Source organism: Streptomyces sp. NPDC021115, assembly GCF_044333065.1.
In the GTDB taxonomy this organism is placed as follows: Bacteria; Actinomycetota; Actinomycetes; order Streptomycetales; family Streptomycetaceae; genus Streptomyces.
On sequence record NZ_JBIRQF010000004.1, the window covers coordinates 605,649 to 629,556 of the forward strand.

Consider the following 23,908-nt stretch of genomic DNA (forward strand, 5'->3'; position numbering starts at 1 on the left):
GCCGAGATCACCTCGGCTGACAGGCGCGCCGTGCTCGACCGCGCGGCGCGCCTGCGTCAGCTCTCCGAAGTTGACCAAGACCTGATCCGCCTCGTCCAAGACGCAGGCTTCGGCCGCTGGCTGGAGCAGATCACCGCTACCGGCGGCTGCGCCCACCCGATCCACCTGACCGGCTCCACCACCACCCGAGACGCAGCAACCGGCGAAGTCCTCCACCACTACGACACCCGAAACGAACCCGGCGAACGGCTCCTGATCCGCTGCCGCAACCGCCGCGCAACCGTCTGCGCCCCCTGCTCCCGCCTCCACGCAGGCGACACCTTCCACCTGGTGCGCGCCGGACTCGTCGGCGGCAAGACCGTCCCCGCCGACGTACGGGACCGGCCTCGACTGTTCCTCACGCTCACGGCCCCGAGCTTCGGGCCCGTCCACCGTGCCACTGCTGACGGGCAGCGCTGCCGACCGCGACGTGATGCCGGGCGATGCGATCACGGCCGTTCCCTCGGCTGCCCGGCCATCCACGACGCCGATGACCCGGCCACCGGCCAACCGCTGTGCCCCGGCTGCTACGACTACCCCGGGCATGTCCTGTGGCACGCGCACGCGGGACGGCTGTGGAAGGCGTTCACAGACAACCTCTACAACCACCTCGCCGCTCGCGTCGGCCGCACCCGTACCGCACTACGCCGCAGCCTGCGCATCTCCTACGCCAAGGTCGCCGAGTACCAAAAGCGTGCCGCTGTCCACGTCCATGCTGTGGTGCGCCTCGACGGCGCACACGGGCCGGACGATCCGCCACCGGCCTGGGCAACGGCTGACGTTCTCGCGTCCGCAGTGCGCACTGCGGCGGCGGCCGTACACCTCCACACGCCCCACAGCGCGGCTCTGGGAGAACACCAACTGCGCTGGGGCTCCGAACTCGACGCCCGGCCGCTCCGTGCCTTCGGTAGCGGTGAGGGCCTGGCCGATGACGCCGTGGCCGCGTACGTCGGCAAGTACGTCACCAAGGGAGCCACCGACACCGGGGCGGGACTCGACCACCAGGTCGCCAGCTTCCACGAGATCGGGGCGGCTCCCGTCTCGGCCCACGTCCGAACGCTCATGCGCGCTTGCTGGCGCCTGGGCGGCCTCGCCGAATTGGAGCCGCTGAGGCTGCGCGCCTGGGCTCACACGCTCGGCTACCGGGGCCACATCCTCACCAAGTCCCGGGCCTACTCGACGACCTACACCGCACTGCGCGCCGAACGAGCCGACCACCAATCCAGCGGGGCTCAGCTCGCGGACGACCCCGACACGATCACGGATGCCCACTGGCGCTACGTCGGTTCCGGTCACACGCCGGGTGCCGCGCTCCTCGCTGCTGGGGTCGCAGAAGACCACGCGCGGAATCGCGAGATCGCGCGAGAAGAACTGCACGTCGCGGGTACGGGCGGCGGTGCCGTATGAGCCAGCCTGTACGGAGCGCGGTATGCAGGCGTCGGGCGCCTGAGACTGATGAAAAGTGGGCGGCGGCCGTGCGCAGGGAGGCCGCCAAGTTCCCGACACGAGTCGGGCCGAGGAGTGCCGCACGTCTCGCGCAGCTCCTCGGCCCGTGAGGGGCGTTCGTCCTCAGTCCAGCGGGTTCGGCTTGATGCTGATCCGGTCTGTGTCGAAGTTGCCAACCCCGGACGCCGGACCGATGACGATGCCCCCGAACAGGAATCGGAAGATCGCGTTGATGCGGGCGTAGTCCTCGTTCTTCTCCAGCCGCTTCCAGTTCTCTGCGGCCTTCGGCCCGGCGACTCCCTCCAGCACGACCACGGGCCGGATACGGGTCTGCTTCTGCCGCTCCCTCATCCGGGCCTCGATCTCGCGTCGCTTCTGCCGGTACTCCCGGGTCGGCATCTCGTCGGCGTCCCACATCTCGTAAAGGTCCTTGAGCTTCCGGTCGTCCCTCTCGTCCGCCTCCACGTCGGCGGCCGGGCGGGTGGTCGTGGCGGGTGTCCGGCCGCTGACGTCGAGCTTCGACAGGACGTTGATCGCGACGTCCCGGGCGAATCGTTCCAAGGGCTCCGCCGCGATCGTACGCTTGCACGCCGTACCGTCGACCGCCACCCGCCGCGTGCAGCGGTACTCGTAGACGCTCCCGGAATTTCCGCTCATGGTCCGGCCGCAGGTGCACATGACGACGCCACGCAGCAGGTAGTAGCGGGTCCGCTTGTTCTTCTCCGCTGACTGCTCCGCGCGGAACTTCCGCCTCTCCTGAGCCTCGTCCCACTGCCCCCGGTCGATGATCGCGGGCCAGCTGCCGATGCCGTGTTCCTCGCCTCGGAACATCCGGATACCGGCGACGTGCCGTGAATCAATCAGGGCTCGTACCGTGTCGGGCCCCCACGACTTCCCGAGTGCGGTCGTCACCTCGCGCTCATTGAGATCGCGGGCGATGGCGCGGGGCGACTCTCCGGCCAGGAAGCGGCGGAAGACCTCGCGCACGATCTCCGCCTCCTCCTCGATGACCTCCATGCCGTTCTTGGTGTAGCCGTAGCGGCGGCGGCCGGTGTGCGGGGTGCCTGCCCTCGCCCGGTCGTCCATCGTGTCCTTCAACCGGCGTGAGGTGTCGTCCGAGGAGCGGCAGGCGTGGGCCACCTCGATACGGAGGATGAAGCGGTCATCCGGGTCGGACAGATCGCGTCGGTTGGCCTCACCGTGCAAGGTGATGCGGTTGCTGTCGGAGATCGTCAGCAGTTCCTCAAGATCCCTCGGCTGCCTCATCAGCCGGTCCGGGTGATAGGCGATCAGATGACGGATCTCGCCCTCTTCCATCTCCTTGAGCATGGTGTCCCACCCCGGCCGCTTCCGGTCCCGTCGCCAAGCCGACCGGTTGTTGTCCACGAAGACCAGGGACGGGGGGACGACGAGCCCCAGCCGTTCGGCGATCTCACGGCAGATGCGTTCCTGTCGGTCTACGCCCGTCTGGTCGTCGTCATCGGTGTGGGATATCCGGCAGTAGATCGCTGCCTCTGTGCCGGGGGTGATGGGCAGTCGCTTCGCTGTCTTCGTCGCCATGGCGGGAGTGTATGAAGAGGGGATGACTCAGCCGACCTTCCAGCCGGTGAAGGAGAACGTCTTGCCCGCGCTGCTGATGCTGACGGTGCGCTCGCGCATGCCGGGGAAGGCGGCGAGCGGGGTGTGGGCGGTGCCGAAGACGAGGTGTTCGTAGACCTCGTCCGTGATCACCAGCAGATCGCGCTCGACGGCGAGGGCGGCGACGGCGGCCAGCTCGTCGTGGGTGAGCACGCTGCCGGTGGGGTTGTGCGGGGTGTTGAGCAGGATGAGGCGGGTGCGGTCGGTGACCGCGGCGCGCAGCTCGTCCAGGTCGAGGCGGAAGGCGCCGTCGTGGGGGCGGAGGGTGACGGGGACGCGGGTGCCGCCCGCCATCGCGATGCAGGCCGCGTACGAGTCGTAGTACGGCTCCAGCGCGATCACCTCGTCGCCCGGCTCCAGCAGGGCCAGCAACGAGGCGGCGATGGCCTCGGTGGCGCCCGCGGTGACCAGCACCTCGGTGTCGGGGTCGCGTTCCAGGCCGTAGAAGCGCCGCTGGTGCTCGGCGACGGCGGTGCGCAGTTCCGGGATGCCGGGGCCGGGCGGGTACTGGTTGCCGCGGCCGTCGCGGAGGGCGCGCACCGCGGCCTCGCGCACCTCTTCGGGGCCGTCGGTGTCGGGGAAGCCCTGGCCCAGGTTGATGGCACCAGTGCGCACGGCGAGGGCGGACATCTCGGCGAAGATCGTGGTGCCGAATGCGGCCAGCCGGCGATTGAGCAGCGGTCGTCCCATGGGCCCATCCTCCGTCGAACCTCTGGACTTCCTCAACTCCGCTTTTGAGGGGGACGAACCCGGGCAGGAGCCCCGCAGACACGACAGAGCGGTACCTCGCCAGGGGGTGTCTTGCCGGTCAGGCGGGAGCCCGGCATGACCGGCAAGACACCCCCGTAGGGGGCTCGCTACGGGGGATGGAAGGAGTGAGGACCCCATGGGTTTCATCATCGTGTTCGTCGTCGTGGTCTTCGCGATCGGGGCGGTGGCGGCGCTGAGCGCCGGTAAGGCCAGGAAGCGGTACGGCGGTCGCCGGGGGGCGTACCGGGCGGGGTCGTCCGGCGGGGCGGCCGGCGGTGGCTGGTGGCTCGGCAGCGGGGGGTCGAGCGGTGGCGGCTGCGGTGGTGGCGGGGGCCACCACGGCGGTGGCGGCTGCGGAGGTGGCAGCGGCTGCGGCGGCGGGGGTGGCTGCGGCGGCGGTGGCGGTGGCGGCGGTGGCTGCGGGGGAGGCGCCTGAGTCACACGTCCTGCGGGGGAGGCACCTGAGCAGCCCTCCGGGGAGCCGTAGGGGGGGTCGGCTTCCCGATGTGCGCCCGGCGCGGCAACGTGCGCCGGGCGCACGTGTGTTGAACACTTGAGCTGGGGACCGCCCTAGGGGGTGGAAACCCGGCGAAGGTGGGTAAAAACGATGTGGCGCCGACCATTTCATGATTCCGTATACCACCGCCCTACGGACCCCACGTGGGCACGAGCCGGCGTATCCGCATACCCCTGGACCACCGCGGGGCGAGCCGGCCCACCTTTCCCCTGCGTGCTTGCGGAGCCGACCCATGCTCACGACCCTCAAGACTGCCTACACCGACACCCGTTCCGACGAACTGGCCTGGGCCCTGGGGCGGGAACCGCTTCCGGCGCTGGCCGTGCTCGACCTCCGACTGCACGGCTTCGCCGTGCAGTTGAGGCTTCTCGGGGCCTCGCACCAGGTTCTCCTCGAGGCGGAGGACGGGCGCTGTTCGGAGACCGTGGCCTGCATGTCCGGCAGTAGCACCCCGCTTCCGCTGGGGTATTCCACGCTCGTCGACGGCCGTGAGTACGAATTCGCGGCGCGGGTCGAGGAGTTGTCGCAGGGTGCGTTCGCCGGGCGGGCCCAGGAGTTACTGGCGCTGGTCGCCGACCATCCGCACGGCCTGGCCGGGACGTTCCCCGGCAGCCCGCACGCGTTCACCGCGCTGCTCGCGCAGTGGCACGAGGGCACGGTGGGCTGGCGCACCTGGCACGCCTATCCGCAGGAGGGGCGGCTGGTGACCACCCGCACCTGCCTGGGGGTGGCGTCCATACCCATGGAGCTCCGGCCGCCCGCCGATCCGGTGTGCGGATGAAGCGGATGATGCGGATGATGCGGTGTACGGATGAGCGGCAGTCAGTGCACCCTTGTGGGTGACAAGGCGTGGGTGATTTGTAACGTAGCGTTCCGTTCGTGACCGAATTCCCCATGCCCGCGCCGGAGCCCGAGAGTCCGGTGCGGCTGCCCGTGCGGGCCGGGTTCGGCCGCTTCCTGATCCTCGTCACCGTCTTCGTCTGCGCCGCCTGCGGGCTGGTCTACGAACTCGAACTCGTCGCCCTCGCCTCCTACTTGGCGGGCGATTCGGTCACCCAGGCGTCCGTCGTCCTGTCGGTGATGGTCTTCGCCATGGGGGTCGGCTCCCTGCTCGCCAAGCGGCTGCGCTGCCGCGCCGCGGTCGGCTTCGGCGCCGTCGAGGCGGTGCTCGCGCTCCTCGGCGGCTGCTCCGCGATGGCGCTGTACGCGTGCTTCGCGTGGTACGGGCAGTCGCGCTCCGCGCTGGTCGGCTTCTCGTTCGCGATCGGCGTGCTCATCGGCGCCGAGGTGCCGCTGCTGATGACGCTCATCCAGCGGGTGCGGCGGCAGGACCCGGGCGGCGCGGTCGCCGATCTGTTCGCCGCCGACTACGTGGGCGCGCTGGTCGGCGGGCTCGCGTTTCCGTTTCTGCTGCTGCCCGCGTTCGGCCAGCTGACCGGCGCGCTGGTGACGGGCGCGGTCAACGCGGTGGCGGGCGGGGCGCTGGTGCTGTGGCTGTTCCGGCGCGACCTCAGCGCGCGGTCCCGGTGGGCGCTGATCGTCGTCAACGCCCTGGTGCTCGCCCTGCTGGCCACGGGCGCCGTCCTCACCCCCTCCTTCGAACGGGCCGCCCGGCAGGCCGTGTACGGTCCTGAGGTGCGCGTCGCGCTGCGCACCGGGGTGCAGGAGGTCGTGCTGACCGGCGGCCGCACCCGCGGGCGGCCGCTGTCGCTGTTCCTCGACGGGCGGCTCCAGGTCAGCGGGCACGACGAGATGCGCTACCACGAGGCGCTGATCCACCCGGCGATGGCGGCCGGACCGCACCGCCGGGTGCTGGTGCTGGGCGGCGGCGACGGGCTCGCGGCCCGCGAGGTGCTGCGGTACGGAGGGGTCCGCTCGGTGACCGTCGTCGAGCGCGATCCCGAGGTGGTGCGGCTCGCCCGCCGCGACCCCGCGCTCTCCGCCCTCAACGCGGGCGCGTACCGCGATCCGCGGGTGCGGGTGGTCACCGCGGACGCCTTCGACTGGCTGCGGCGGAGCGCCGCGTACGACGTCGTGGTGTCCGATCTGCCCGACCCCGGTCTCACCTCCAGCGCCAAGCTGTACTCACAGGAGTTCTACGGCCTGGCCGAACGGGTGCTGGCCCCCGGCGGCCGCCTCGCCGTGCACGCGGGGGAGGCGGGCCCGCGGCCCCGCGCGTACTGGACGGTGGACGCGACGATGCGGTCGGTGGGGCTGCGGACGGTGCCGTACGTGGTGACGACGCGCCCGTCGGGCGGCGGGCCGACGGCGGACGGGCCGACCGGCGACGGGCCGCGCGACTGGGGGTTCCTGCTCGCGGCCCGCACCCCGGTCCCGCTGACCCTCGCTCCGCACGGCCCCCGCCCGCGCTCGCTCACCCAGGCCCGGCTGGACGCGGCGCGGCGCGCGGCCGAGCGGGGCCGGGAGCCGGATCTGCCGCCCTCGACGCTCATGCGTCCGCGCTATGGGGAGTGACGAGGAGTGACCGGGCGAAAGTTGCGTGGGAACGGGTCTCAGCCAACGCGCGATGGGTAGTGTTTTGAGCTATGGAGCATGAGGTGTTCGTTCCGTTTCCCGTCGACACCGTCCGGCAGGCGCTCTCGGAGCCCGACCGCATCGCCCGTTGCGTCCCCGGGCTCCAACAGGACGCCGACGAGGACGCGGGCCCGCTGGCCGGGCGGCTGCGGCTGCGCATCGGCGGATCCACCATCACCTACCGCGGTGCGCTGCGCGTCACCGAGCGCGGCGGTGCCGTGGAGGTCGAGGGCGAGGGCACCGAGGCGCGGGGCGGCGGCTCGGTGAAGGTCGCGCTGACCGTGACGGTCCGGGCGGTGGACGGCGGCGGTACGGGGCTGCTCTGCTCCGGGACCGTGCGCAGCGAGGGGCGGCTGGCCGAATTCGACGCGCAGGCCGTCGAGACGGTGGCCCGCCGGCTGCTGGACCGCTTCGGGGCGGCGCTGGCCTCCGGCCTCGAAGCGGCCCCGGTCACCCCGCCCGCCGACCACGACCCCCTCGCGGAGGCGGAGCTGCCGCTGCGCGACGACGACCACGCGGATCAGGAGGCCGAGGACGTCGACGTGGACGACATCGGCGACCTGGACGACGTCGTCGAACAGGTGGAGGACCTGGACGACGTCAGCGCCCTCGCCGAGCTGGGCGGGCTGGACGAGGACGAGCCCCCGGCCGAGGCCGCGCACGCCCGTCGCACCATGATCGGCCGCTCGACCGAGGAGGTCGACCACGCCCCGCCCCGCGGCCGCTACGCCCCCGTACCGGCGCCCGAGGCCGGGCACACCGGCGCCGCGCTGCGCTGGGCGGCGCCCGCCGCGGCCGTGGTGATCGCGTCGGCGGTCGTCGTCGGACGGCGCGTACTGCGCCGTCGCCGCTGAGCCGCCGCTGAGGAGTGGATGCGCTTCCGTGATGGCTCGCCGCCGTCGAGCGGCTGCGCATAGGGTCGGGGCGTGACCGAAGAGACTACGGAGACCAAGGACGTCCGGCTCACCGTCGGGGACGCCGAGCTGACCGTTTCGCCCGACAACGGCTGCCGCATCGGCTCGCTGCGCATCGGTGGCACGGAGGTGCTGCGGCAGGGCCCGCGGTACGGGTCGTTCCCGATGGTGCCCTGGTGCGGCCGGGTCGAGCTGGGCCGGTTCCGCGACGGCGGCCGGAGCCATCAGCTGCCCGTCAACTCCCCGCCGCACGCGATCCACGGCACCGGCCGGGACCTCGCCTGGCGCACGGTCCGCACCGGTCCTGACAGCGCGGCCTTCACCTACGACCTCGCCGACCCGTGGCCGTACGAGGGCCGGGTCACCCAGACCTTCGACCTCGCCGCGGACGCGCTGACCGTCACCATGAGCGTCGAGACCGAGGGCGACTCCTTCCCGGCGCAGGCCGGATGGCACCCGTGGTTCCTGCGCGACCTGGGCGAGGGCGGCTCGGAGGTCGAGCTGTCCTTCGCCGCCGAGTGGCAGGAGGAGCGCGGCGAGAACCACCTCCCCACCGGCCGCCGCATCCCGCCGCGCCCCGGCCCGTGGGACGACTGCTTCGGCATGCCGGACGGCGTGGACGTCACGCTGACCTGGCCGGGGCGGCTCGAACTCAAGGTCACCAGCCGCAGCGAATGGGTCGTGGTCTACGACGAGCAGGCGGAGGCGGTGTGCGTCGAACCGCAGTCCGGGCCGCCGAACGGTCTCAACACCCTTCCCCGCCTGGTCACGCCCATCGACCCGCTGGAGATCTCCATGACGTGGAGCTGGCGCGAGCTGGCGTAGGGGCCGATGGGAGCGGGTGCGGACACCGCCTAAGCTCGTCCGCATGAGCGAAGCGCGTGACGCCCTGCTGCGACAGATCAAGGACAAGGCCGTGGTCCACGGCAAGGTGACCCTCTCCTCCGGCAAGGAGGCCGACTACTACATCGACCTGCGCCGGATCACCCTGGACGCCGAGGCCGCGCCCCTGGTCGGGCAGGTCATGCTCGACGCCACGGCCGACCTGGACTACGACGCGGTCGGCGGCCTGACCCTGGGCGCCGACCCGGTGGCCACGTCCATGCTGCACGCGGCCGCCGGGCGGGGCCGCAAACTCGACGCCTTCGTCGTCCGGAAGGCGCAGAAGACCCACGGTCTCCAGCGGCGGATCGAGGGCCCGGACATCGCGGGCCGCCGGGTGCTGGTGGTCGAGGACACCTCCACCACCGGCGGCTCGCCGCTGACCGCCGTCGAGGCGGCGCGTGAGGCGGGCGCCGAGGTCGTCGCGGTCGCCACGATCGTCGAACGGGGGGCCGCGCCCGCGATCGCGGAGGCCGGGCTGCGGTACGTACCGGCGTACTCGCTCGCCGACCTGGGCCTGAGCTGACCCGACCAGCGGATCTGACCAGTGAATCTGACCTGGGGTGATCGCGTGGGTGGTTTCACGTGAAACCACCCACCCCCCGTCCGTGTGGTCCGCGCGTGCACCGTGTGGAGCAACCGACGGAGTCTGGGAAGATGGCCACGACGATGACGTCGCCGCAGGACTCCCCCTAGGTCAGGGCCACCCACACCTCACCGGCACATCACAAGGAGCGGACAGATGCCCATCGCATCCCCTGAGATCTACAACGAGATGCTCGACCGGGCGAAGGCAGGCAAGTTCGCCTACCCGGCGATCAACGTGACCTCGACGCAGACGCTGCACGCCGCGCTGCGGGGCTTCGCCGAGGCGGAAAGCGACGGCATCGTCCAGATCTCCACCGGTGGTGCCGAGTTCCTGGGTGGCCAGTACGACAAGGACATGGTGTCCGGCGCGGTCGCGCTCGCCGAGTTCGCGCACGTCGTCGCCAAGAAGTACCCGGTCAACATCGCGCTGCACACCGACCACTGCCCGAAGGACAAGCTGGACGGCTATGTGCGTCCGCTGCTCGCGGTCTCCCAGGAGCGCGTCGCGGCCGGCCAGAACCCGCTGTTCCAGTCGCACATGTGGGACGGCTCCGCCGAGACGCTGGACGACAACCTGCGCATCGCGCAGGAGCTGCTGGCCGAGGCGGTCAAGGCGAAGATCATCCTCGAGGTCGAGATCACCCCGACCGGCGGCGAGGAGGACGGCGTCTCGCACGAGATCAACGACGAGCTGTACACCACCGTCGCGGACGTCGAGCGGACCGCCGAGGCGCTGGGCCTGGGCGACAAGGGCCGCTACCTGCTGGCCGCCTCCTTCGGCAACGTCCACGGCGTCTACAAGCCGGGCAACGTCGTGCTGCGCCCGGAGCTGCTGCGCCAGCTCCAGGACGGCATCGCCGCGAAGTCCGGCAAGACCGACCCGTTCGACTTCGTCTTCCACGGCGGCTCCGGCTCCACCGAGCAGGAGATCCTCACGGCGCTGGAGAACGGCGTGGTGAAGATGAACCTCGACACCGACACCCAGTACGCCTTCACGCGGCCGATCGCGGACCACATGTTCCGCAACTACGACGGCGTGCTGAAGGTCGACGGCGAGGTCGGCAACAAGAAGACCTACGACCCGCGGAGCTGGGGCAAGGCGGCCGAGAAGAGCATGGCCGAGCGCGTCACCCAGGCCTGCGCCAACCTCCGCTCCACCGGCACCAAGCTGAAGTAACCGCGCCGTTCCCTCCGGGCCCGGGGTCCCGCCGTCGTGGCGGGCCCCGGGCCCGCGTGCTGCGGCATGTCCGCGGGGTGGCTCGGGGCGGGGGCTGCGGGGATGATCCTGGTATGGGCGATGACGCGGGCGACGGCACCGTACGGCTCTCCGGGACCACGGGGCGGTGGGTCGTGCTCACCACCGTGCTGGGCTCCGCGATGGCGCTGCTCGACAGCACCGTCGTCAACGTCGCGCTGCCCCGCATCGGGCTCGACCTCGGCGCCGACCTCGCCGTACTCCAGTGGACCGTCAACGCGTACATGCTCACCCTCGCCGGGCTCATCCTCCTCGGCGGGGCGCTCGGGGACCGGTTCGGGCGGCGGCGGGTGTTCATCATCGGGGTCGTGTGGTTCGCGCTCGCGTCGCTGCTGTGCGGGATGGCGCCGAGCGCCGGGGTGCTCATCGCCGCCCGCGCGCTCCAGGGCATCGGCGGGGCGCTGCTCACCCCGGGGTCGCTGGCGCTGATCCAGTCGGTCATCCACCCCGACGACCGGGCCCGGGCGGTGGGGCTGTGGTCCGGGTTCGGCGGGGTGGGGGCGGCGATCGGGCCGTTCCTCGGGGGCTGGCTGGTGGACGGCCCCGGCTGGCGCTGGGTGTTCTTCCTCAACGTGCCGCTGGCGGCCGTGTGCGTACCGGTCGCGCTGCGGCACGTACCCGAGTCGCGGGATCCGCGGGCGCACGGCCGGTTCGACGTGCTGGGCGCGGTGCTCGGCGCGCTCGCGCTCGGCCTGGTGACGTACGCGCTGATCGCCGCGCCGCAGCGGGGCGCGTCGCTGTCCGTGGTGCTTCCGGCGGTGGGCGGGCTGCTGGCGGGGGCGGCCTTCGTGTACGTGGAGCGGGTCCGCCCCGAGCCGATGCTGCCGCTCACCCTGTTCTCCTCGCGCCAGTTCACCGCCGTGAACGCGGTGACGCTGTGCGTGTACGCGGCCTTCGGCGGCTTCTTCTTCCTGGTCGTGCTGAACCTCCAGGTGGTCGTCGGCTACTCCGCGCTGGCCGCCGGGACCGCGCTGATGCCGACGACCCTGCTGATGCTGCTGCTGTCGGCCCGCTCCGGTGAGCTGGGCAAGCGCATCGGGCCGCGGATTCCGCTGACCGTCGGCCCGCTGCTGTGCGCGGCCGGAATGCTGCTGATGACCCGGGCCGGGGTGGGGGCGGTCTACTGGCGGGACGTGCTGCCCGCGCTGGTGGTGATGGGGCTCGGCATGGTGGTGCTGGTCGCCCCGCTCACCGCCACCGTCCTGGCCTCGGTGGACGTCGGACGCGCGGGCCTGGCCAGCGGCATCAACAACGCGGCGGCGCGGGCGGCGGGCCTGGTCGCGGTGGCGGCGCTGCCGCTGCTGGCGGGCATGGGTTCGGAGGCGTACCGGTCGGCGGACCGGTTCTCGGAGTCCTTCCGGCGGGCGATGCCGATCTGCGCGGCGGTGCTGGTGGTGGGCTCGTTCATCGCCTGGCGCACGGTACGGACGGACGCCCTGGAGCGGGCCGGGGGCGCGGAGGGCGCGGAGGCCGCCGAGGGGCTCAAGGAGGACACGCGCCCCTGCCGTCCCGAGTGCGCGTACCACTGCGGGGTGGGCGCCCCGCCCCTGGACCCGGGCGAAAAGCCGGGCCGCCGCCGCGGCCCGGCCGCCTGAGCCACGGTCCCGACCCGCGCCCCGGCCGCCCGACCCGTGGGCCGGATCAGGCGTGGGGCGGCGGGCGGGGCGGGTGGTCCGGCAGACTGGAACCCATGGCCATTCACGAGAATCTGCTCGGGGGACCGCCCCCGACCCATCTGCCCGACGACCCCGAGCCCCGGGAACTGCTCGCGTCCGGCGCGGCTCCCTCCGAGGTCGCCGCGAAGTACCCGGCCTCCTCGCTCGCCTGGGCCCAGCTCGCGGACGAGGCGTTCGAGAACGGCCGGGTGGTCGAGTCGTACGCGTACGCCCGCACCGGCTACCACCGCGGACTGGACGCCCTGCGGCGCAGCGGCTGGAAGGGCCACGGCCCCGTGCCGTTCGAGCACGAGCCGAACCGCGGCTTCCTGCGCGCCCTGCACGCGCTCGCCCGCGCCGCGCAGTCCATCGGTGAGGAGGAGGAGTACGAGCGCTGCGCGACGTTCCTGCGCGACAGCTCCCCGACCGCGGCGGACACGCTCTCCTGACGCTCTGCCGAGCCTCTTCCGGGGCATGGGCCTGCCGGGGCGAATCGCCCCGGCAGGCCCGTTTCGCGCCGTCGTGAACGTGCCGCACGCACTTGCGACCGGCGCGTGCGGCACGCATGATGCGGGCAGGGACCACAGAAGTGGTCCCTGAGGGGACCGGGGCTCCGAGACCGAAGGGATGGGGCGGACCGCTACCCGGTGGCGAGCAGTACACAGGAGATGCGATGTCGCAGCAGCCTGCCCCGAAATCCGCCCCCGCGCCCGAGGAAGCCGTCCCGTCCGACGGCGAGCCCGAGGCGCCCCATCTGGACTTCCAGGGCACGACTCCGTACGAGGACTACGTCCGGGCGTCCGTCCTCACCCACCTCCAGCACCCGCTCTCCGACGATCCCGGCGAGATGGTCTTCCTGGTCACCACCCAGGTCATGGAGCTGTGGTTCACGGTCATCGTCCACGAGTGGCACACCGCGGCGCAGGCGCTGCGCGAGGACGACCTGCCCACCGCGCTGGAGGCGCTGCGGCGCTCCACCTACGAGCTGGAGTCCCTGAACGCGTCCTGGCAGCCGCTGGCGCACCTCACGCCCGGCCAGTTCAACGCGTACCGCTCCGCGCTCGGCGACGGCTCCGGCTTCCAGTCCGCGATGTACCGGAGGATGGAGTTCCTGCTCGGCGAGAAGTCGGCGTCCATGCTGGTCCCGCACCGGGGCGCGCCGCGCGAGCACGCGGAGCTGGAGAAGGCGCTGACCGAGCCCAGCCTGTACGACGAGGTGCTGCGCTTCCTGACCCGCCGCGGCCACGCCGTGCCCGCCGCCGTGCTGGACCGCGACCCGGCCCGCCGGTACGAACCGGATCCGGCGGTGGAGCGGGTGTGGCAGGAGATCTACTCCGGTCCGCGCGAGGGCGAGCTGATCCGGCTCGGCGAGGCGCTGACCGAGGTCGCCGAGCTGGTGTGGCGCTGGCGCAACGACCATCTGGTGGCCACTCGGCGGGCGATGGGCGCCAAGACCGGAACCGGCGGCTCCGCCGGGGTGGCGTGGCTGGAGAAGCGCGCCGCGAAGAACGTCTTCCCCGAGCTGTGGACGGCGCGCAGCCATGTCTGACACGACGCTCCCCGAGGAGCTGACTGACGAGGCCGCCGCGCTCGACGCGGCCGATGAACTCCGCGCCAAGCGCGACGCCTTCACCCTCGACGACACCGTGTACCTCGACGGCAATTCGCTCGGCGCGCTGCCCTCCGCCGTCCCCGCCCGGCTGGCCGACGTCGTGGCCCGCGAATGGGGACAGCTGCGCATCCGCTCCTGGGAGGAGAGCGGCTGGTGGACCGCCCCCGAGCGGATCGGCGACCGCGTGGCGCGGATCGTCGGGGCCGCCCAGGGGCAGGTGGTGGTCGGCGACTCGACCAGCGTGAACGTCTTCAAGGCGGTCGTCGCCGCGGTGCGCATCGCGCAGCAGCGCGGCGCCCACCGCGACCAGATCGTGGTGGACGAGGCCACCTTCCCCACCGACGGCTACATCGCCGAATCCGCCGCCCGCATGACCGGCTGCACCGTGCGGGCCGTGGCGGCGGACGAGGTGCCGACCGCGGTCGGGCCGCGCACCGCCGTCGCGCTCGTCAACCACGTCGACTACCGGACCGGCCGCCTCCATGACCTGCCCGGTACGACGGCCGCCGTGCACGCGTCCGGGGCGCTCGTCGTGTGGGACCTGTGCCACAGCGCGGGCGCGCTGCCGGTGGGGCTCGACGCGCACGGGGTCGACCTGGCCGTCGGCTGTACGTACAAGTACCTCAACGGCGGGCCCGGTTCGCCCGCTTATCTGTATGTGGCGCGGGAGCATCAGCCGCGCTTCGACTCCCCCCTGCCCGGCTGGAACTCCCACGCCGACCCGTTCGGCATGGACCCCGCCTACGCCCCCGCCGACGGCGCGGCGCGCGGCCGCGTCGGCACCCCCGACATCCTCTCCATGCTGGCGCTGGAGGCCGCGCTGGAGGTGTGGGACGACGTGCCCGTAGAGTCCGTCAGGGCCAAGAGCCTGGCCCTGACGGACTTCTTCCTGCGGTGTGTCCAGCGGTACGTACCGGCCGGGCGCGTCCAGTCCGTCACCCCGGCCGCCCACGCGGAACGCGGCAGCCAGGTCTCGCTGCGCTGCGCGGACGCGGGCGAGGTGATGGCCGAGCTGGTGCGGCGCGGAGTCGTCGGCGACTTCCGCCGCCCCGATGTGCTGCGCTTCGGCTTCACCCCGCTGTACACCGGCTTCGCCGAGGTGGAGCGGGCGGCGCGGGTGCTGGCCGACGTGCTGGGCGAGGCGGGCTGACCGATGCGACGTGACGCGGCCGCCGAGGAGGCGTCCCTGTTCGGCCACGCCCCGGTGGCGCCGGACGCGACGGCCGCGTACGGCGACCACCCGGACCAGGCGGTGGACTTCTTTCTGCCCCGCGACCCGGCGGGGCCCGCTCCGCTGGTCGTCCTCTTCCACGGCGGCGCGTGGCGCGCCCCCTACGACCGCCACCATCTGTCCCCCTTCGCCGCCCACTTGGCGGGCCACGGCCTGGCGGTGGCCGTGCCGGAATACCGGCGGGGCGCCGCGGCGGATGGCGACCGTGAAGACCCGCCAGGGGCGCGGCCCGTGGCGGGGCGGTGGCCGGAGACCCTGGACGACATCGCCGCCGTCGTGGACCGGCTGCCGCAGCTGGTGCGGGAGTCGGGGCTCGGCGGGGTGGACGGCGGGCGGGTCGTGCTCGCCGGGCATTCTGCGGGCGGGCACGCCGCGCTGTGGGCGGCGGCACGGCACCGTCTGCCGCCGCACGCCCGGTGGCATCTGCCCGCGCCGCCCGCGCTCCACGGTGTCGTCGCGCTCGCCCCGATCGCGGATCTCACCGCCGCCCGCGCGCTGCGGGTGTGCTCGGACGCCGTGGACGAACTGCTCGGCGACCGGCTCGCGGCGCGGCTCCCACTCGCCGATCCCGCCGCGCTGCTGCCCACCGGCGTGCCCACCGTCCTGGTGCAGGGCGGCACGGACGTCGACGTTCCGCCGCAGGTCGCGGACTCCTTCGCGGCGGCCGGGGCGGTCGCCGGGGAGCCGCCGCGGGTGGTGCGCATCGCGGCCGTCGGGCACTTTCCGCTGATCGACCCGGCCACCGCTGCCGCGCGCACGGTCGCCGGCGAGATCGCCCGGCTCGCCGTGCGGGATGCGTCTCGGCCCCGTACCCGTAGTACTTGAGAGGGACGCCGGACAATCACCATCGTTGGGGACGACGTGGGCCCTGCCCGCTCCCTACGGTGTGTGACGTGACCCAGACGATCCCGCGGACCGAACTCCGCATCGCCCGCAGTGCGCTGTCCGGCCTGCGGCAGGACCTGATCCAGGACGCGTTCGCCATCCGCCCGCTGCCGCCGCTGAGTTCCGCGCATCCGCTGGTGCGCCGGGCCCCGCTGCGGCTCCGGCCCTACGTGGGCTGGCTGCCGCATGCCGCGCTCACGGCCTGCGCGTTCTACGTCATGGCCCAGTCGGTCTTCATGGTCTCCGACGACACGAGCCTGGTGCTGGCCCTGCTGAGCGGGGTGCCGCTGCTGCTGACGATGTTCCGGCCGGTCGGCGCCTTTTGGCTGTCGTTCGGGGCGAGCGCCGTGGTGGGTCTGGACCTCTTGCCCCTGGACTGGGGGCTGGGCTGGCCGTGGCCCATTCCGCTGGCCATCTCGCACGTCCTGGTGATGGTGATGGTCGCGGTCCGGTCGCGCCCCCGGGCGGCCATCGAGATATGGCTGCTCTCGGCCCTTCTCGCGAGTGCCTTCGAGTACTTCGGCGACCTCCCCCAGTACCTCTCCTCGGACACCGTCCCGGTGCTGTTGGTCTCCGGCCTGATGCTCTGCGCCGTCGTCACCGAGCGCAGTCTGCGCGAGAGCAGGCGGCAGATCGCGGTGCAGGAGTCGGTGACCGTCGAGGAGCGCTCCCGCCGCACCACGCTGGAGGAGCGCGCGACGATCGCGCGCGAGCTGCACGACGTCGTCGCGCACCACATGTCCGTCATCGCGATCCAGGCGGAGGCGGCCCCGTACCGGGTGGAGAACCCGCCCGAGGAGCTGACCAAGAGCTTCGCGACCATCCGGGAGAACGCGGTGATCGCCCTCACCGAGCTGCGCCGGGTCCTCGGGGTGGTGCGGGCCGACGACATCGACACGGACACCGACCCCGAGGCGCCCCAGCCGACGCTGGCCGCGCTCGACGGCCTCTTCGCGGGGGTGCGGGCGGCGGGCCTGACGGTCGACCACGTCATGACCGGCGCGGTGCGCCCGCTGCCGCAGGGCGTGGAGCTGTCCGCGTACCGCATCGTGCAGGAGGCGCTGAGCAACGCGCTGCGCCACGCCCCGGGTTCCACGGCACGCGTCGAGGTGTCGTATGTGCTGGGCGGCCTCGGGCTGCGCATCGTCAACGGGCCGCCCACCAAGGCGGTGCCGCCCTCGCCGGGTATGGGGCACGGGCTGCTCGGCATGCGGGAGCGGGTCACGATGCTGGGCGGGGAGATACGGGCCGGGGCGAGGGAGGAGGACGGCGGCTACGAGATCACCGTCTTCATCCCGGTTCCGGAGGCGCCGGACCCGGAGACGGCTGCTCCGGAGGCGGCGACCCCGAAGGAGACGGCGAAGGAGACGGCGACGGAGGCGGCAGCGGAGCCGATGGCATGACGAACATCCGCGTGCTGATCGTGGACGACCAGGTGATGGTCCGCGAGGGCTTCTCCGTCCTGCTCGGCGCCCAGCCGGACATCGAGGTCGTCGGCGAGGCGGTCGACGGCCGCGAGGCGATAGCCCAGGTCATGGCGCTGCGCCCGGATGTGGTGCTGATGGACATCCGGATGCCCGAGCTGAACGGGCTGGAGGCCACGCGGGAGATCGTGGCGGCGGACGCTGACGCCAAGGTCCTGGTGCTGACCACCTTCGACCTCGACGAGTACGTCTACCAGGCGCTCCGCGCCGGGGCGAGCGGCTTTCTGCTGAAGGACGCCTCGGCCCGTCAGCTCGGCGAGGCGGTACGGGTGGTGGCGGCGGGGGAGGCGCTGCTGGCGCCCACCGTCACCAAGCGGCTCATCGCGACGTTCTCGCAGGGCGACGGGGTCACTCTGCTCGGTGCGCCGCGGCCGGGCCCGCAGGAGCGGCTGGACGAGCTGACCGAGCGGGAGAACGAGGTGCTGGTGCTGGTCGCGCGGGGCCGTTCCAACGCGGAGATCGCGGAGCATCTGATGGTGGCCGAGTCGACGGTGAAGACCCATGTGAGCCGGATCCTGGTGAAGCTGGGGCTGCGCGACCGCACCCAGGCCGCGGTCTTCGCGTACGAGGCACGGCTCGTGACCCCGGGAGGCTGACCCCGGCAGTGCCCTCTGGAGGACGGGCCGGTGCGGCGATACGGTCCGGAAATGAGCAGCGCACCCCCTGCCTTCGACCCCTGGCAGCCGTCGTTCGTCGCCGACCCCTACCCGGCCTACGCGGCCCTGCGCCAGCACGGCCGGGCGCACTGGTTCGCGCCCTCTCGCCAGTGGCTGATCCCGCACTTCGAGGATGTGCGCGCCCTGCTGACCGACCGGCGGCTGGGCCGTACGTATCTGCACCGCTTCACCCATGAGGAGTTCGGCCGCACCGCCCCGCCGCCCGAGCACGAGCCGTTCCACATCCTCAACGACCACGGCATGCTGGACTTGGAGGCGCCGGACCACACCCGGCTGCGGCGGCTCGTCTCCAAGGCGTTCACCCCGCGCACCGTGCAGGCGCTGGTGCCGACGATCCGTCGGCTGGCGGCCGGGCTGGCGGACTCGTTCGCCGCCTCGGGCGGCGGCGATCTCATCGCGGCGGTCGCCGAACCGCTGCCGGTCGAGGTCATCGCCGAGATGCTGGGCATTCCGCCCGCCGACCGCCCGGCGCTGCGCCCCTGGTCGGCGGACATCTGCGGGATGTTCGAGCTGAACCCGGACGAGGAGACGGCGCGCCGCGCGGTGCGGGCGTCGGAGGAGTTCTCGGCGTATCTGCGCGGCCTGATCGCCGCCCGCCGCAAGGACCCGGGCGAGGACCTGATCAGCGCGCTGATCGCCGCGTACGACGAGGGGGACCGGCTGTCCGAGCAGGAGATGGTGTCCACCTGTGTGCTGCTGCTGAACGCGGGCCACGAGGCCACCGTCAACACCACCGGCAACAGCTGGTGGACGCTCTTCCGCCACCCCGACCAGCTGGCCCGGCTGCGGGCCGCCCCGGACGCACTGCTGTCCACAGCTGTGGACGAGCTGCTGCGCTACGACACCCCGCTCCAGCTGTTCGAGCGCTGGGTCCTGGAGGACATCCGGGTCGGCGACACCCTCATCCCGCGCGGCAGCGAGGTCGCCCTGCTCTTCGGCTCGGCCAACCGCGACCCGGCCCGCTTCGAGCGGCCCGACACGCTCGACCTCGCCCGCGCCGACAACCCCCACCTCAGCTTCGGCGCCGGTATCCACTACTGCCTGGGCGCCCCGCTGGCCCGTATCGAACTCGCCGCGTCCTTCGGCGCGCTGCTGCGCGCCGCGCCGGGGCTGCGGCTGGTTCGGGAGCCCGAGTGGCAGCCCGGCTATGTGATCCGCGGGCTGACGGAGCTGCTGGTGGAAATCTGAGGTCCGACGTCCGAGGTCCGGCAAAGGTCTGACGTCAGAGGAGATGGGCGCCGCACATGACTCGGCGCCGGGTCCGCCACAGGGGGAGAGGGCGGGCCCGGCGCCGAGAGCAGCCGAGAGCAAGGGTCAGCCGATGTCGCGGCGGCGCAGCGCCACCAGCCCTCCGGCGGTCAGCACGGCCGACACCAGCACCATCCACAGATACGGCGCGGCGGTGACGTGTTCACCGGGCAGCTTCGGCAGATGGCTGAACGGCGAGGTGTTCATGACGGACTGCGACACCTTGAGCGCCGGGCCCATCCAGCCGATGGCGACGACCCAGCCGACGATGCCCCAGGCCGCGGCCGAGTACTTCGGCAGCACCCCGATGAGCAGCACCGTCAGGCTGGTGACCAGCCACACCGCGGGCGCCTGGGAGAGCGCGGCGCCCATGACGCGCGGCACCGAGCCGCCCACGTCGCCCGACGCCATCCCGTAGCCGAGGCCCAGCGCGAGCCCGCCGACGGCGAGCACGGCGACCGGGCCGAGGTAGGAGATGACCAGATGGCTGGCGGCCCAGCGCAGCCGGCTGACGGCGTTGGACAGCAGCGGTTCGGCCCGCTGGTCGGTCTCCTCACCGCGCAGCCGCAGCACGGAACTGGCGGTGTAGACGGTGAGGATGGTGCCGAGGACGCCGACCATGGAGGCCATGAAGGCGTCGTTGAGCCCCTGGGCGCCGCCCATCCGCTCGATGATCTCGCGGGTCTGGTCGCTGTCGCCGAGGAAGCCGTCGGCGCCGTCCGCGATGGCGCCGAAGAGGGCGCCCGCGAAGACGAACCCGGCGGCCCAGCCCGCCAGCGCGCCGCGCTGGAGGCGCCAGCCCAGGCCGAAGACGCCCCGCAGGAACGGCCCGGCGGCGGGCGGCCCGGGCCGGGTCGCGTAGAAGCTGGCGCCGACGTCACGGCGGCCCGCGAGGGAGTACGCGACGGAGATTGACGCGGCGGCCAGCACCGCGATCAGCAGCAGCGGCCACCAGCGCTCGGCCGCGAACGGCCGGGCGTACTCGGCCCAGCCCAGCGGCGAGAGCCAGGCCAGTACGTGGCCGGAGCCCTTGGAGGCGTCCTCGGCGGAGTCGCCCGCCATGCGCAGTACGAACGCCAGGCCGACGGCGGCCGCGGAGAGCCCCCGGGCGAGCCGCGCGCTCTCGGTGAGCTGGGCGGCGATGGCGGCGAGCCCGCCGAAGGCCATCCCGGACAGCCCGACGGCCAGTCCCAGCGCGACCGCTCCGCTGCCGCCCTGGCTCGCGACCCCGCCCGCGACGAGCAGCGTGACGGCGCCGTTGGCGATGGCCACTGTGAGCAGGGCCGCGGTGAGGCCCGCGCGGCGGCCGACCACACAGGACGACAGCGCCTCCTGGCGGCCGGTCTCCTCCTCCTCGCGGGTGTGCCGGATGACGATGAGCAGGCTCATGATCGCGGCGAACACGGCGAGGAAGGCGCCCACCCGCCAGACGGTGAGCGCGCCGAGCGAGTCGCCGAAGGCGGTGCCGAACAGCGCGCGGGTCGCCCCGTTGCCGTTCATGTCCTGGACGAGCTGGGCGCGCTGGCCAGGGGTCTCGTAGGCGCTGTCGAGGCGGCTGACGGTGCTGGAGGCGGTCAGCCCCAGGCACAGCACCCACACCGGCATCATGATCCGGTCCCGGCGCAGCGCGAGTCGCAGCAGGGTGCCGGTGCCGGTCAGATCGCGGGACGAGCCGCGGGCCCGGCCGGTGACCCGCGCGTCGGCTACGGCGGTCATCGGGCGATCGCCCCTTCGGGGTCGGTGTGGACCTCGGCGCCGGTGCCGGTGATGTCGTCCTGGTAGTGGCGCAGGAACAGCTCTTCCAGCGTCGGCGGGGTGGAGGTGAGGCTGCGTACGCCCGCCTCGGTGAGACGGCGCAGCACGGCGTCCAGCTTGTCGGAGTCGACCTGGAGCTTGACCTGGCGGTCCTGGACGTCGAGCCCGTGGACGCCGGGCAGCCCGGACAGCCCGCTGGGCGTGGCGGCCAGCTCGGCGGTCACCGACGTACGGGTCAGATGGCGCAGCTCGGCGAGCGAGCCGGACTCGACCCGCCTGCCCTTGCGGATGATGCTGACCCGGCCGCACAGCGCCTCGACCTCGCTGAGGATGTGGCTGGAGAGCAGCACGGTGCGCCCGCGGTCGCGCTCCTCGGCCACGCACTCGCGGAAGATCTCCTCCATCAGCGGGTCGAGCCCGGAGGTCGGCTCGTCGAGGATCAGCAGATCGACCTCGGAGGCGAAGGCGGCGACCAGCGCGACCTTCTGGCGGTTGCCCTTGGAGTAGGTGTGGCCCTTCTTGGTCGGGTCCAGCTCGAACCGCTCCAGCAGCCGGGCGCGCCGGGTCTGGTCGAGCCCGCCGCGGAGCCGCCCGTACAGGTCGATGACCTCGCCGCCGCTCAGGCTGCGCCACAGGGTGACGTCTCCGGGGACGTACGCGATGTGCTGGTGGAGGTCGACCGCATCGTGCCAGGGGTCCTTGCCGAGGAGCTGGACCGCACCGGAGTCGGCGCGCAGCAGTCCGAGCAGGACCCGGATGCTCGTGGACTTCCCGGCACCGTTGGGCCCGAGGAAGCCATGGACCTCGCCCGCCTCGACTTCGAGGTCGAGGCCGTCCAACGCGTGGGTCCGGCCGAAGGACTTGTGCAGGCCGGACGCGGAGATTGCCGTTTTCATGCTGGCGAAGCTACGCTAGTTTCACAAATTTGTGAAGTTAAGGAACCGTATAAACTTATGATGATGTGATGACGAGGGGAGATGATGAGCCGGTGAGGGAGATGATCGATTCGGACCGCGCGCACGACGCGGCGCAGGAAACCGCCCCCGACGCAGCGCGGGACGCACCACCCGAGACAGCGCGGGAGGCGGCGGAGGACGCACGCGACGACGAGGCGGTGTCCCGGTTCGTCGAGCGGTTCGCCGCCGACCTCGTCGAGGCCGGGATGCAGCGGATGGGCTCCCGTGTCTTCGCCGCGCTGCTCGCTTCCGACTCCGGCGCGCTCACCTCCTCCGAGCTCGCCGAGCAGCTCCAGATCAGCCCGGCCGCGGTCTCCGGCGCGATCCGCTACCTCGCCCAGGTCGACCTGGTCGCGCGGGAGCGCGAACCGGGCTCACGGCGCGAGCGCTACCGGCTCTACAACGAGGTCTGGTACGAGACGCTGACCCGCCGCGACCAGGTGCTCACCCGATGGGAGAGCACCATGCGGGACGGGGCGAAGGTCCTCGGCCCCGACAGCCCGGCCGGGCAGCGGGCCTCCGAGACCGCCGAGTTCTTCGAGTTCATGCAGCAGGAGCTGCGCGTCATGCTGGAGCGCTGGCGCGCCCACCATGCGGCCCGCGGTGGGGCCGAGGAGCAGTAGCCGGGCAGCGGCGGCCGTGCGGCAGGAACCGTTCAGCGCAGATGCGGCAGGGTGAGGTGCCACGCCCCGGCCAGCACCGTCCAGGTCCGGCTGCGCACCGGGCCGCGGACCAGCGCGTCCGAGTGGTAGCGGAAGTCCTGCCCGGAGACGGTCACGGCGCGCGCCCGCGCCCGTACCGGCGCCTCGGCGCCGTTGTCCGCGTGCGGATGCACCACCACCTCGGCCAGCCCGCCGCCTGGTGCGGCCGTCGACACCGAGACCCCCTCGACCTGCCGGTCCAGATCGGTCAGCAGCACCCCGTCCGCCTCGACCCGCAGCCGCTGCGGCGGCGGCTGCGCCCGGCGCCCCCGGCCGCCCGCGCCGAGCCCCATGACCGGCAGCGACAGCAGGCCCAGCGCCGTCCGCGCGGTGCGCGCCGCCGGGCTCCACCAGGGGTGGTGGCCGCCGGCGGCGCAGTCCGGGCGCCGCGCCCCCGGCTCACCGCCGGGACCGGCGCCCCGGCCGGAACCGGCCGCGCCCGGGTCCACCGCGTACGGATCGCGGCCGCAGCCGCAGGGGCCCGCCGCGCCGCCGCCCGCCGCGCCGGTCATGCCGCCCTCCGCGGCGACCGGCCCCGTGCGGGCGGGCCCGGCCGGGCCCGGTGGCGCCGTACCGTCTTCCCCGCCGGGGATGCGCAGGCCGCCGAGGACCACCCCGCCGCTCTCGTCGACCAGCAGATCGCGCGGGCGGACGGCTCCGTCGAGCACCGTGCGCGCCGCCGCAACCGCGTCCGTCGGCACGCCGAGGGCGTGGGCCAGGGCGACCGTGGCCGCCCCGCCCACGGGGACGACCGACAGCGCCGCGTCCGCCAGCTCGCGCTGCCGGTGCAGCAGCTCCACGACCCGCAGCAGAGCCCGGTCGTCGCCCACCACCACCGGCCGCCGGCCGCCGCGCCGGGCCAGTGCCCGCTCGACTTCCTCGGGCCCGTCCGGCAGGCAGATTTTCGTCTGCGCGCCCGCACACAGCACATCCTTCGCGATGCGTACCGACTCCCCGTCCGTTTGCCGGGCGTTGGGGTCGATGACCATGAGCAGGCGGCGCCCCCGGACGGTGTCCGGCGGAGAGTGCCAGGGATCTGGAGCCGACACCTCGGTCCTTCCTCAGGTAATCTCTCGGTGCAAGAGCCCCTGTCGCTGTTGCGCCAGGGGCTTCGTCTATCCGGGGCACCGGTTCGACGGC

21 protein-coding genes and 1 pseudogene are annotated in these 23,908 nt (G+C 72.9%); 17 read left to right on the forward strand and 5 right to left on the reverse strand.

The features are described from left to right. Positions 1–30: 30 nt before the first annotated feature. Entirely contained in the window at positions 31–1,446 is a 1,416-nt protein-coding gene (locus tag ACH4TL_RS16835) for a replication initiator (RefSeq protein WP_398314658.1), read from the forward strand. Positions 1,447–1,608: 162 nt separating this feature from the next. Here the strand turns inward: ACH4TL_RS16835 and ACH4TL_RS16840 are convergent, their stop codons facing one another. Then, entirely contained in the window at positions 1,609–3,045 is a 1,437-nt protein-coding gene (locus ACH4TL_RS16840; RefSeq protein ID WP_398314659.1) for a recombinase family protein, read from the reverse strand. 30 nt (positions 3,046–3,075) lie between these two features. Next, positions 3,076–3,813 (reverse strand): annotated as a pseudogene (locus tag ACH4TL_RS16845) (aminotransferase class I/II-fold pyridoxal phosphate-dependent enzyme); the annotation flags it as partial. A gap of 196 nt (positions 3,814–4,009) precedes the next feature. On the opposite strand from ACH4TL_RS16845, the gene ACH4TL_RS16850 reads away from it, so the two are divergent. From ACH4TL_RS16850 to ACH4TL_RS16920, 15 genes are all read left to right on the forward strand, one after another. Continuing rightward, positions 4,010–4,309, forward strand: coding sequence for a hypothetical protein (locus ACH4TL_RS16850; protein WP_398314660.1), 300 nt, complete (start codon positions 4,010–4,012; stop codon positions 4,307–4,309). A gap of 313 nt (positions 4,310–4,622) precedes the next feature. Continuing rightward, on the forward strand, positions 4,623–5,171 hold the full coding sequence (locus tag ACH4TL_RS16855) for a DUF2617 family protein (protein WP_398314661.1): 549 nt from the start codon (positions 4,623–4,625) through the stop codon (positions 5,169–5,171). Positions 5,172–5,284: 113 nt separating this feature from the next. Continuing rightward, positions 5,285–6,865 (forward strand): polyamine aminopropyltransferase, encoded by a 1,581-nt coding sequence (locus tag ACH4TL_RS16860; protein ID WP_398314935.1) that lies wholly within the window; start codon positions 5,285–5,287, stop codon positions 6,863–6,865. A gap of 71 nt (positions 6,866–6,936) precedes the next feature. Next, positions 6,937–7,779, forward strand: coding sequence for an SRPBCC domain-containing protein (locus tag ACH4TL_RS16865; RefSeq protein WP_398314662.1), 843 nt, complete (start codon positions 6,937–6,939; stop codon positions 7,777–7,779). 72 nt (positions 7,780–7,851) lie between these two features. Continuing rightward, on the forward strand, positions 7,852–8,664 hold the full coding sequence (locus ACH4TL_RS16870; RefSeq protein ID WP_398314663.1) for an aldose 1-epimerase: 813 nt from the start codon (positions 7,852–7,854) through the stop codon (positions 8,662–8,664). Positions 8,665–8,707: 43 nt separating this feature from the next. Beyond that, a complete protein-coding gene (gene pyrE / locus ACH4TL_RS16875) occupies positions 8,708–9,247 on the forward strand; it encodes an orotate phosphoribosyltransferase (RefSeq protein ID WP_398314664.1) in 540 nt (179 codons plus the stop codon). 216 nt (positions 9,248–9,463) lie between these two features. Continuing rightward, positions 9,464–10,486, forward strand: a complete 1,023-nt coding sequence (gene fbaA / locus ACH4TL_RS16880; protein WP_398314665.1) for a class II fructose-bisphosphate aldolase — start codon at positions 9,464–9,466, stop codon at positions 10,484–10,486. A 113-nt stretch (positions 10,487–10,599) separates the two neighbouring features. Continuing rightward, positions 10,600–12,159: an MFS transporter gene (locus tag ACH4TL_RS16885; protein WP_398314666.1), complete on the forward strand. Its 1,560-nt coding sequence runs from the start codon at positions 10,600–10,602 to the stop codon at positions 12,157–12,159. 95 nt (positions 12,160–12,254) lie between these two features. Further along, the gene (locus tag ACH4TL_RS16890) at positions 12,255–12,668 is read left to right on the forward strand and encodes a DUF3151 domain-containing protein (protein ID WP_398314667.1); all 414 of its coding nucleotides are present in this window, start codon (positions 12,255–12,257) and stop codon (positions 12,666–12,668) included. Positions 12,669–12,892: 224 nt separating this feature from the next. Then, a complete protein-coding gene (locus tag ACH4TL_RS16895) occupies positions 12,893–13,768 on the forward strand; it encodes a tryptophan 2,3-dioxygenase family protein (RefSeq protein ID WP_398314668.1) in 876 nt (291 codons plus the stop codon). Then, positions 13,761–14,981, forward strand: coding sequence for a kynureninase (gene kynU, locus ACH4TL_RS16900; protein WP_398314669.1), 1,221 nt, complete (start codon positions 13,761–13,763; stop codon positions 14,979–14,981). Before ACH4TL_RS16895 ends, kynU begins: the two co-directional genes overlap by 8 nt. 3 nt (positions 14,982–14,984) lie before the next feature. Continuing rightward, a complete protein-coding gene (locus tag ACH4TL_RS16905) occupies positions 14,985–15,887 on the forward strand; it encodes an alpha/beta hydrolase (RefSeq protein ID WP_398314670.1) in 903 nt (300 codons plus the stop codon). A 59-nt stretch (positions 15,888–15,946) separates the two neighbouring features. Beyond that, positions 15,947–17,350 carry a sensor histidine kinase gene (locus tag ACH4TL_RS16910; RefSeq protein WP_398314671.1) on the forward strand — a complete coding sequence of 468 codons (1,404 nt, stop codon included), beginning with the start codon at positions 15,947–15,949 and terminating at the stop codon, positions 17,348–17,350. Continuing rightward, on the forward strand, positions 17,347–18,027 hold the full coding sequence (locus ACH4TL_RS16915; RefSeq protein WP_398314672.1) for a response regulator: 681 nt from the start codon (positions 17,347–17,349) through the stop codon (positions 18,025–18,027). Before ACH4TL_RS16910 ends, ACH4TL_RS16915 begins: the two co-directional genes overlap by 4 nt. 51 nt (positions 18,028–18,078) lie before the next feature. After that, on the forward strand, positions 18,079–19,296 hold the full coding sequence (locus ACH4TL_RS16920) for a cytochrome P450 (protein WP_398314673.1): 1,218 nt from the start codon (positions 18,079–18,081) through the stop codon (positions 19,294–19,296). A 126-nt stretch (positions 19,297–19,422) separates the two neighbouring features. Here the strand turns inward: ACH4TL_RS16920 and ACH4TL_RS16925 are convergent, their stop codons facing one another. Then, positions 19,423–21,072 (reverse strand): ABC transporter permease, encoded by a 1,650-nt coding sequence (locus tag ACH4TL_RS16925; RefSeq protein WP_398314674.1) that lies wholly within the window; start codon positions 21,070–21,072, stop codon positions 19,423–19,425. Next, positions 21,069–22,007 carry an ATP-binding cassette domain-containing protein gene (locus ACH4TL_RS16930; RefSeq protein ID WP_398314675.1) on the reverse strand — a complete coding sequence of 313 codons (939 nt, stop codon included), beginning with the start codon at positions 22,005–22,007 and terminating at the stop codon, positions 21,069–21,071. The genes ACH4TL_RS16925 and ACH4TL_RS16930 overlap by 4 nt, the downstream gene beginning before the upstream one ends. 101 nt (positions 22,008–22,108) lie before the next feature. Between ACH4TL_RS16930 and ACH4TL_RS16935 the strand changes: the two genes are divergently transcribed. Then, positions 22,109–22,690 (forward strand): GbsR/MarR family transcriptional regulator, encoded by a 582-nt coding sequence (locus ACH4TL_RS16935; RefSeq protein ID WP_398314937.1) that lies wholly within the window; start codon positions 22,109–22,111, stop codon positions 22,688–22,690. A 32-nt stretch (positions 22,691–22,722) separates the two neighbouring features. On the opposite strand, the gene ACH4TL_RS16940 is transcribed toward ACH4TL_RS16935, so the two are convergent. Further along, positions 22,723–23,757, reverse strand: coding sequence for a hypothetical protein (locus ACH4TL_RS16940; protein WP_398314939.1), 1,035 nt, complete (start codon positions 23,755–23,757; stop codon positions 22,723–22,725). Between the last annotated feature and the right edge of the window lie 151 nt (positions 23,758–23,908).

Excerpts from the sequence above, each read along its gene's own strand:
- pyrE (WP_398314664.1), top strand. The coding sequence starts at position 8,708 with ATGAGCGAAGCGCGTGACGCCCTGCTGCGACAGATCAAGGACAAGGCC.
- ACH4TL_RS16855 (WP_398314661.1), top strand. The coding sequence starts at position 4,623 with ATGCTCACGACCCTCAAGACTGCCTACACCGACACCCGTTCCGACGAA.
- fbaA (WP_398314665.1), top strand. The coding sequence starts at position 9,464 with ATGCCCATCGCATCCCCTGAGATCTACAACGAGATGCTCGACCGGGCG.
- ACH4TL_RS16920 (WP_398314673.1), top strand. The coding sequence starts at position 18,079 with ATGAGCAGCGCACCCCCTGCCTTCGACCCCTGGCAGCCGTCGTTCGTC.
- ACH4TL_RS16890 (WP_398314667.1), top strand. The coding sequence starts at position 12,255 with ATGGCCATTCACGAGAATCTGCTCGGGGGACCGCCCCCGACCCATCTG.
- ACH4TL_RS16915 (WP_398314672.1), top strand. The coding sequence starts at position 17,347 with ATGACGAACATCCGCGTGCTGATCGTGGACGACCAGGTGATGGTCCGC.
- ACH4TL_RS16935 (WP_398314937.1), top strand. The coding sequence starts at position 22,109 with ATGATCGATTCGGACCGCGCGCACGACGCGGCGCAGGAAACCGCCCCC.
- ACH4TL_RS16885 (WP_398314666.1), top strand. The coding sequence starts at position 10,600 with ATGGGCGATGACGCGGGCGACGGCACCGTACGGCTCTCCGGGACCACG.
- ACH4TL_RS16895 (WP_398314668.1), top strand. The coding sequence starts at position 12,893 with ATGTCGCAGCAGCCTGCCCCGAAATCCGCCCCCGCGCCCGAGGAAGCC.
- ACH4TL_RS16860 (WP_398314935.1), top strand. The coding sequence starts at position 5,285 with ATGCCCGCGCCGGAGCCCGAGAGTCCGGTGCGGCTGCCCGTGCGGGCC.
- ACH4TL_RS16865 (WP_398314662.1), top strand. The coding sequence starts at position 6,937 with ATGGAGCATGAGGTGTTCGTTCCGTTTCCCGTCGACACCGTCCGGCAG.
- ACH4TL_RS16925 (WP_398314674.1), bottom strand. The coding sequence starts at position 21,072 with ATGACCGCCGTAGCCGACGCGCGGGTCACCGGCCGGGCCCGCGGCTCG.
- ACH4TL_RS16905 (WP_398314670.1), top strand. The coding sequence starts at position 14,985 with ATGCGACGTGACGCGGCCGCCGAGGAGGCGTCCCTGTTCGGCCACGCC.
- ACH4TL_RS16840 (WP_398314659.1), bottom strand. The coding sequence starts at position 3,045 with ATGGCGACGAAGACAGCGAAGCGACTGCCCATCACCCCCGGCACAGAG.
- ACH4TL_RS16940 (WP_398314939.1), bottom strand. The coding sequence starts at position 23,757 with ATGGTCATCGACCCCAACGCCCGGCAAACGGACGGGGAGTCGGTACGC.
- kynU (WP_398314669.1), top strand. The coding sequence starts at position 13,761 with ATGTCTGACACGACGCTCCCCGAGGAGCTGACTGACGAGGCCGCCGCG.
- ACH4TL_RS16930 (WP_398314675.1), bottom strand. The coding sequence starts at position 22,007 with ATGAAAACGGCAATCTCCGCGTCCGGCCTGCACAAGTCCTTCGGCCGG.
- ACH4TL_RS16850 (WP_398314660.1), top strand. The coding sequence starts at position 4,010 with ATGGGTTTCATCATCGTGTTCGTCGTCGTGGTCTTCGCGATCGGGGCG.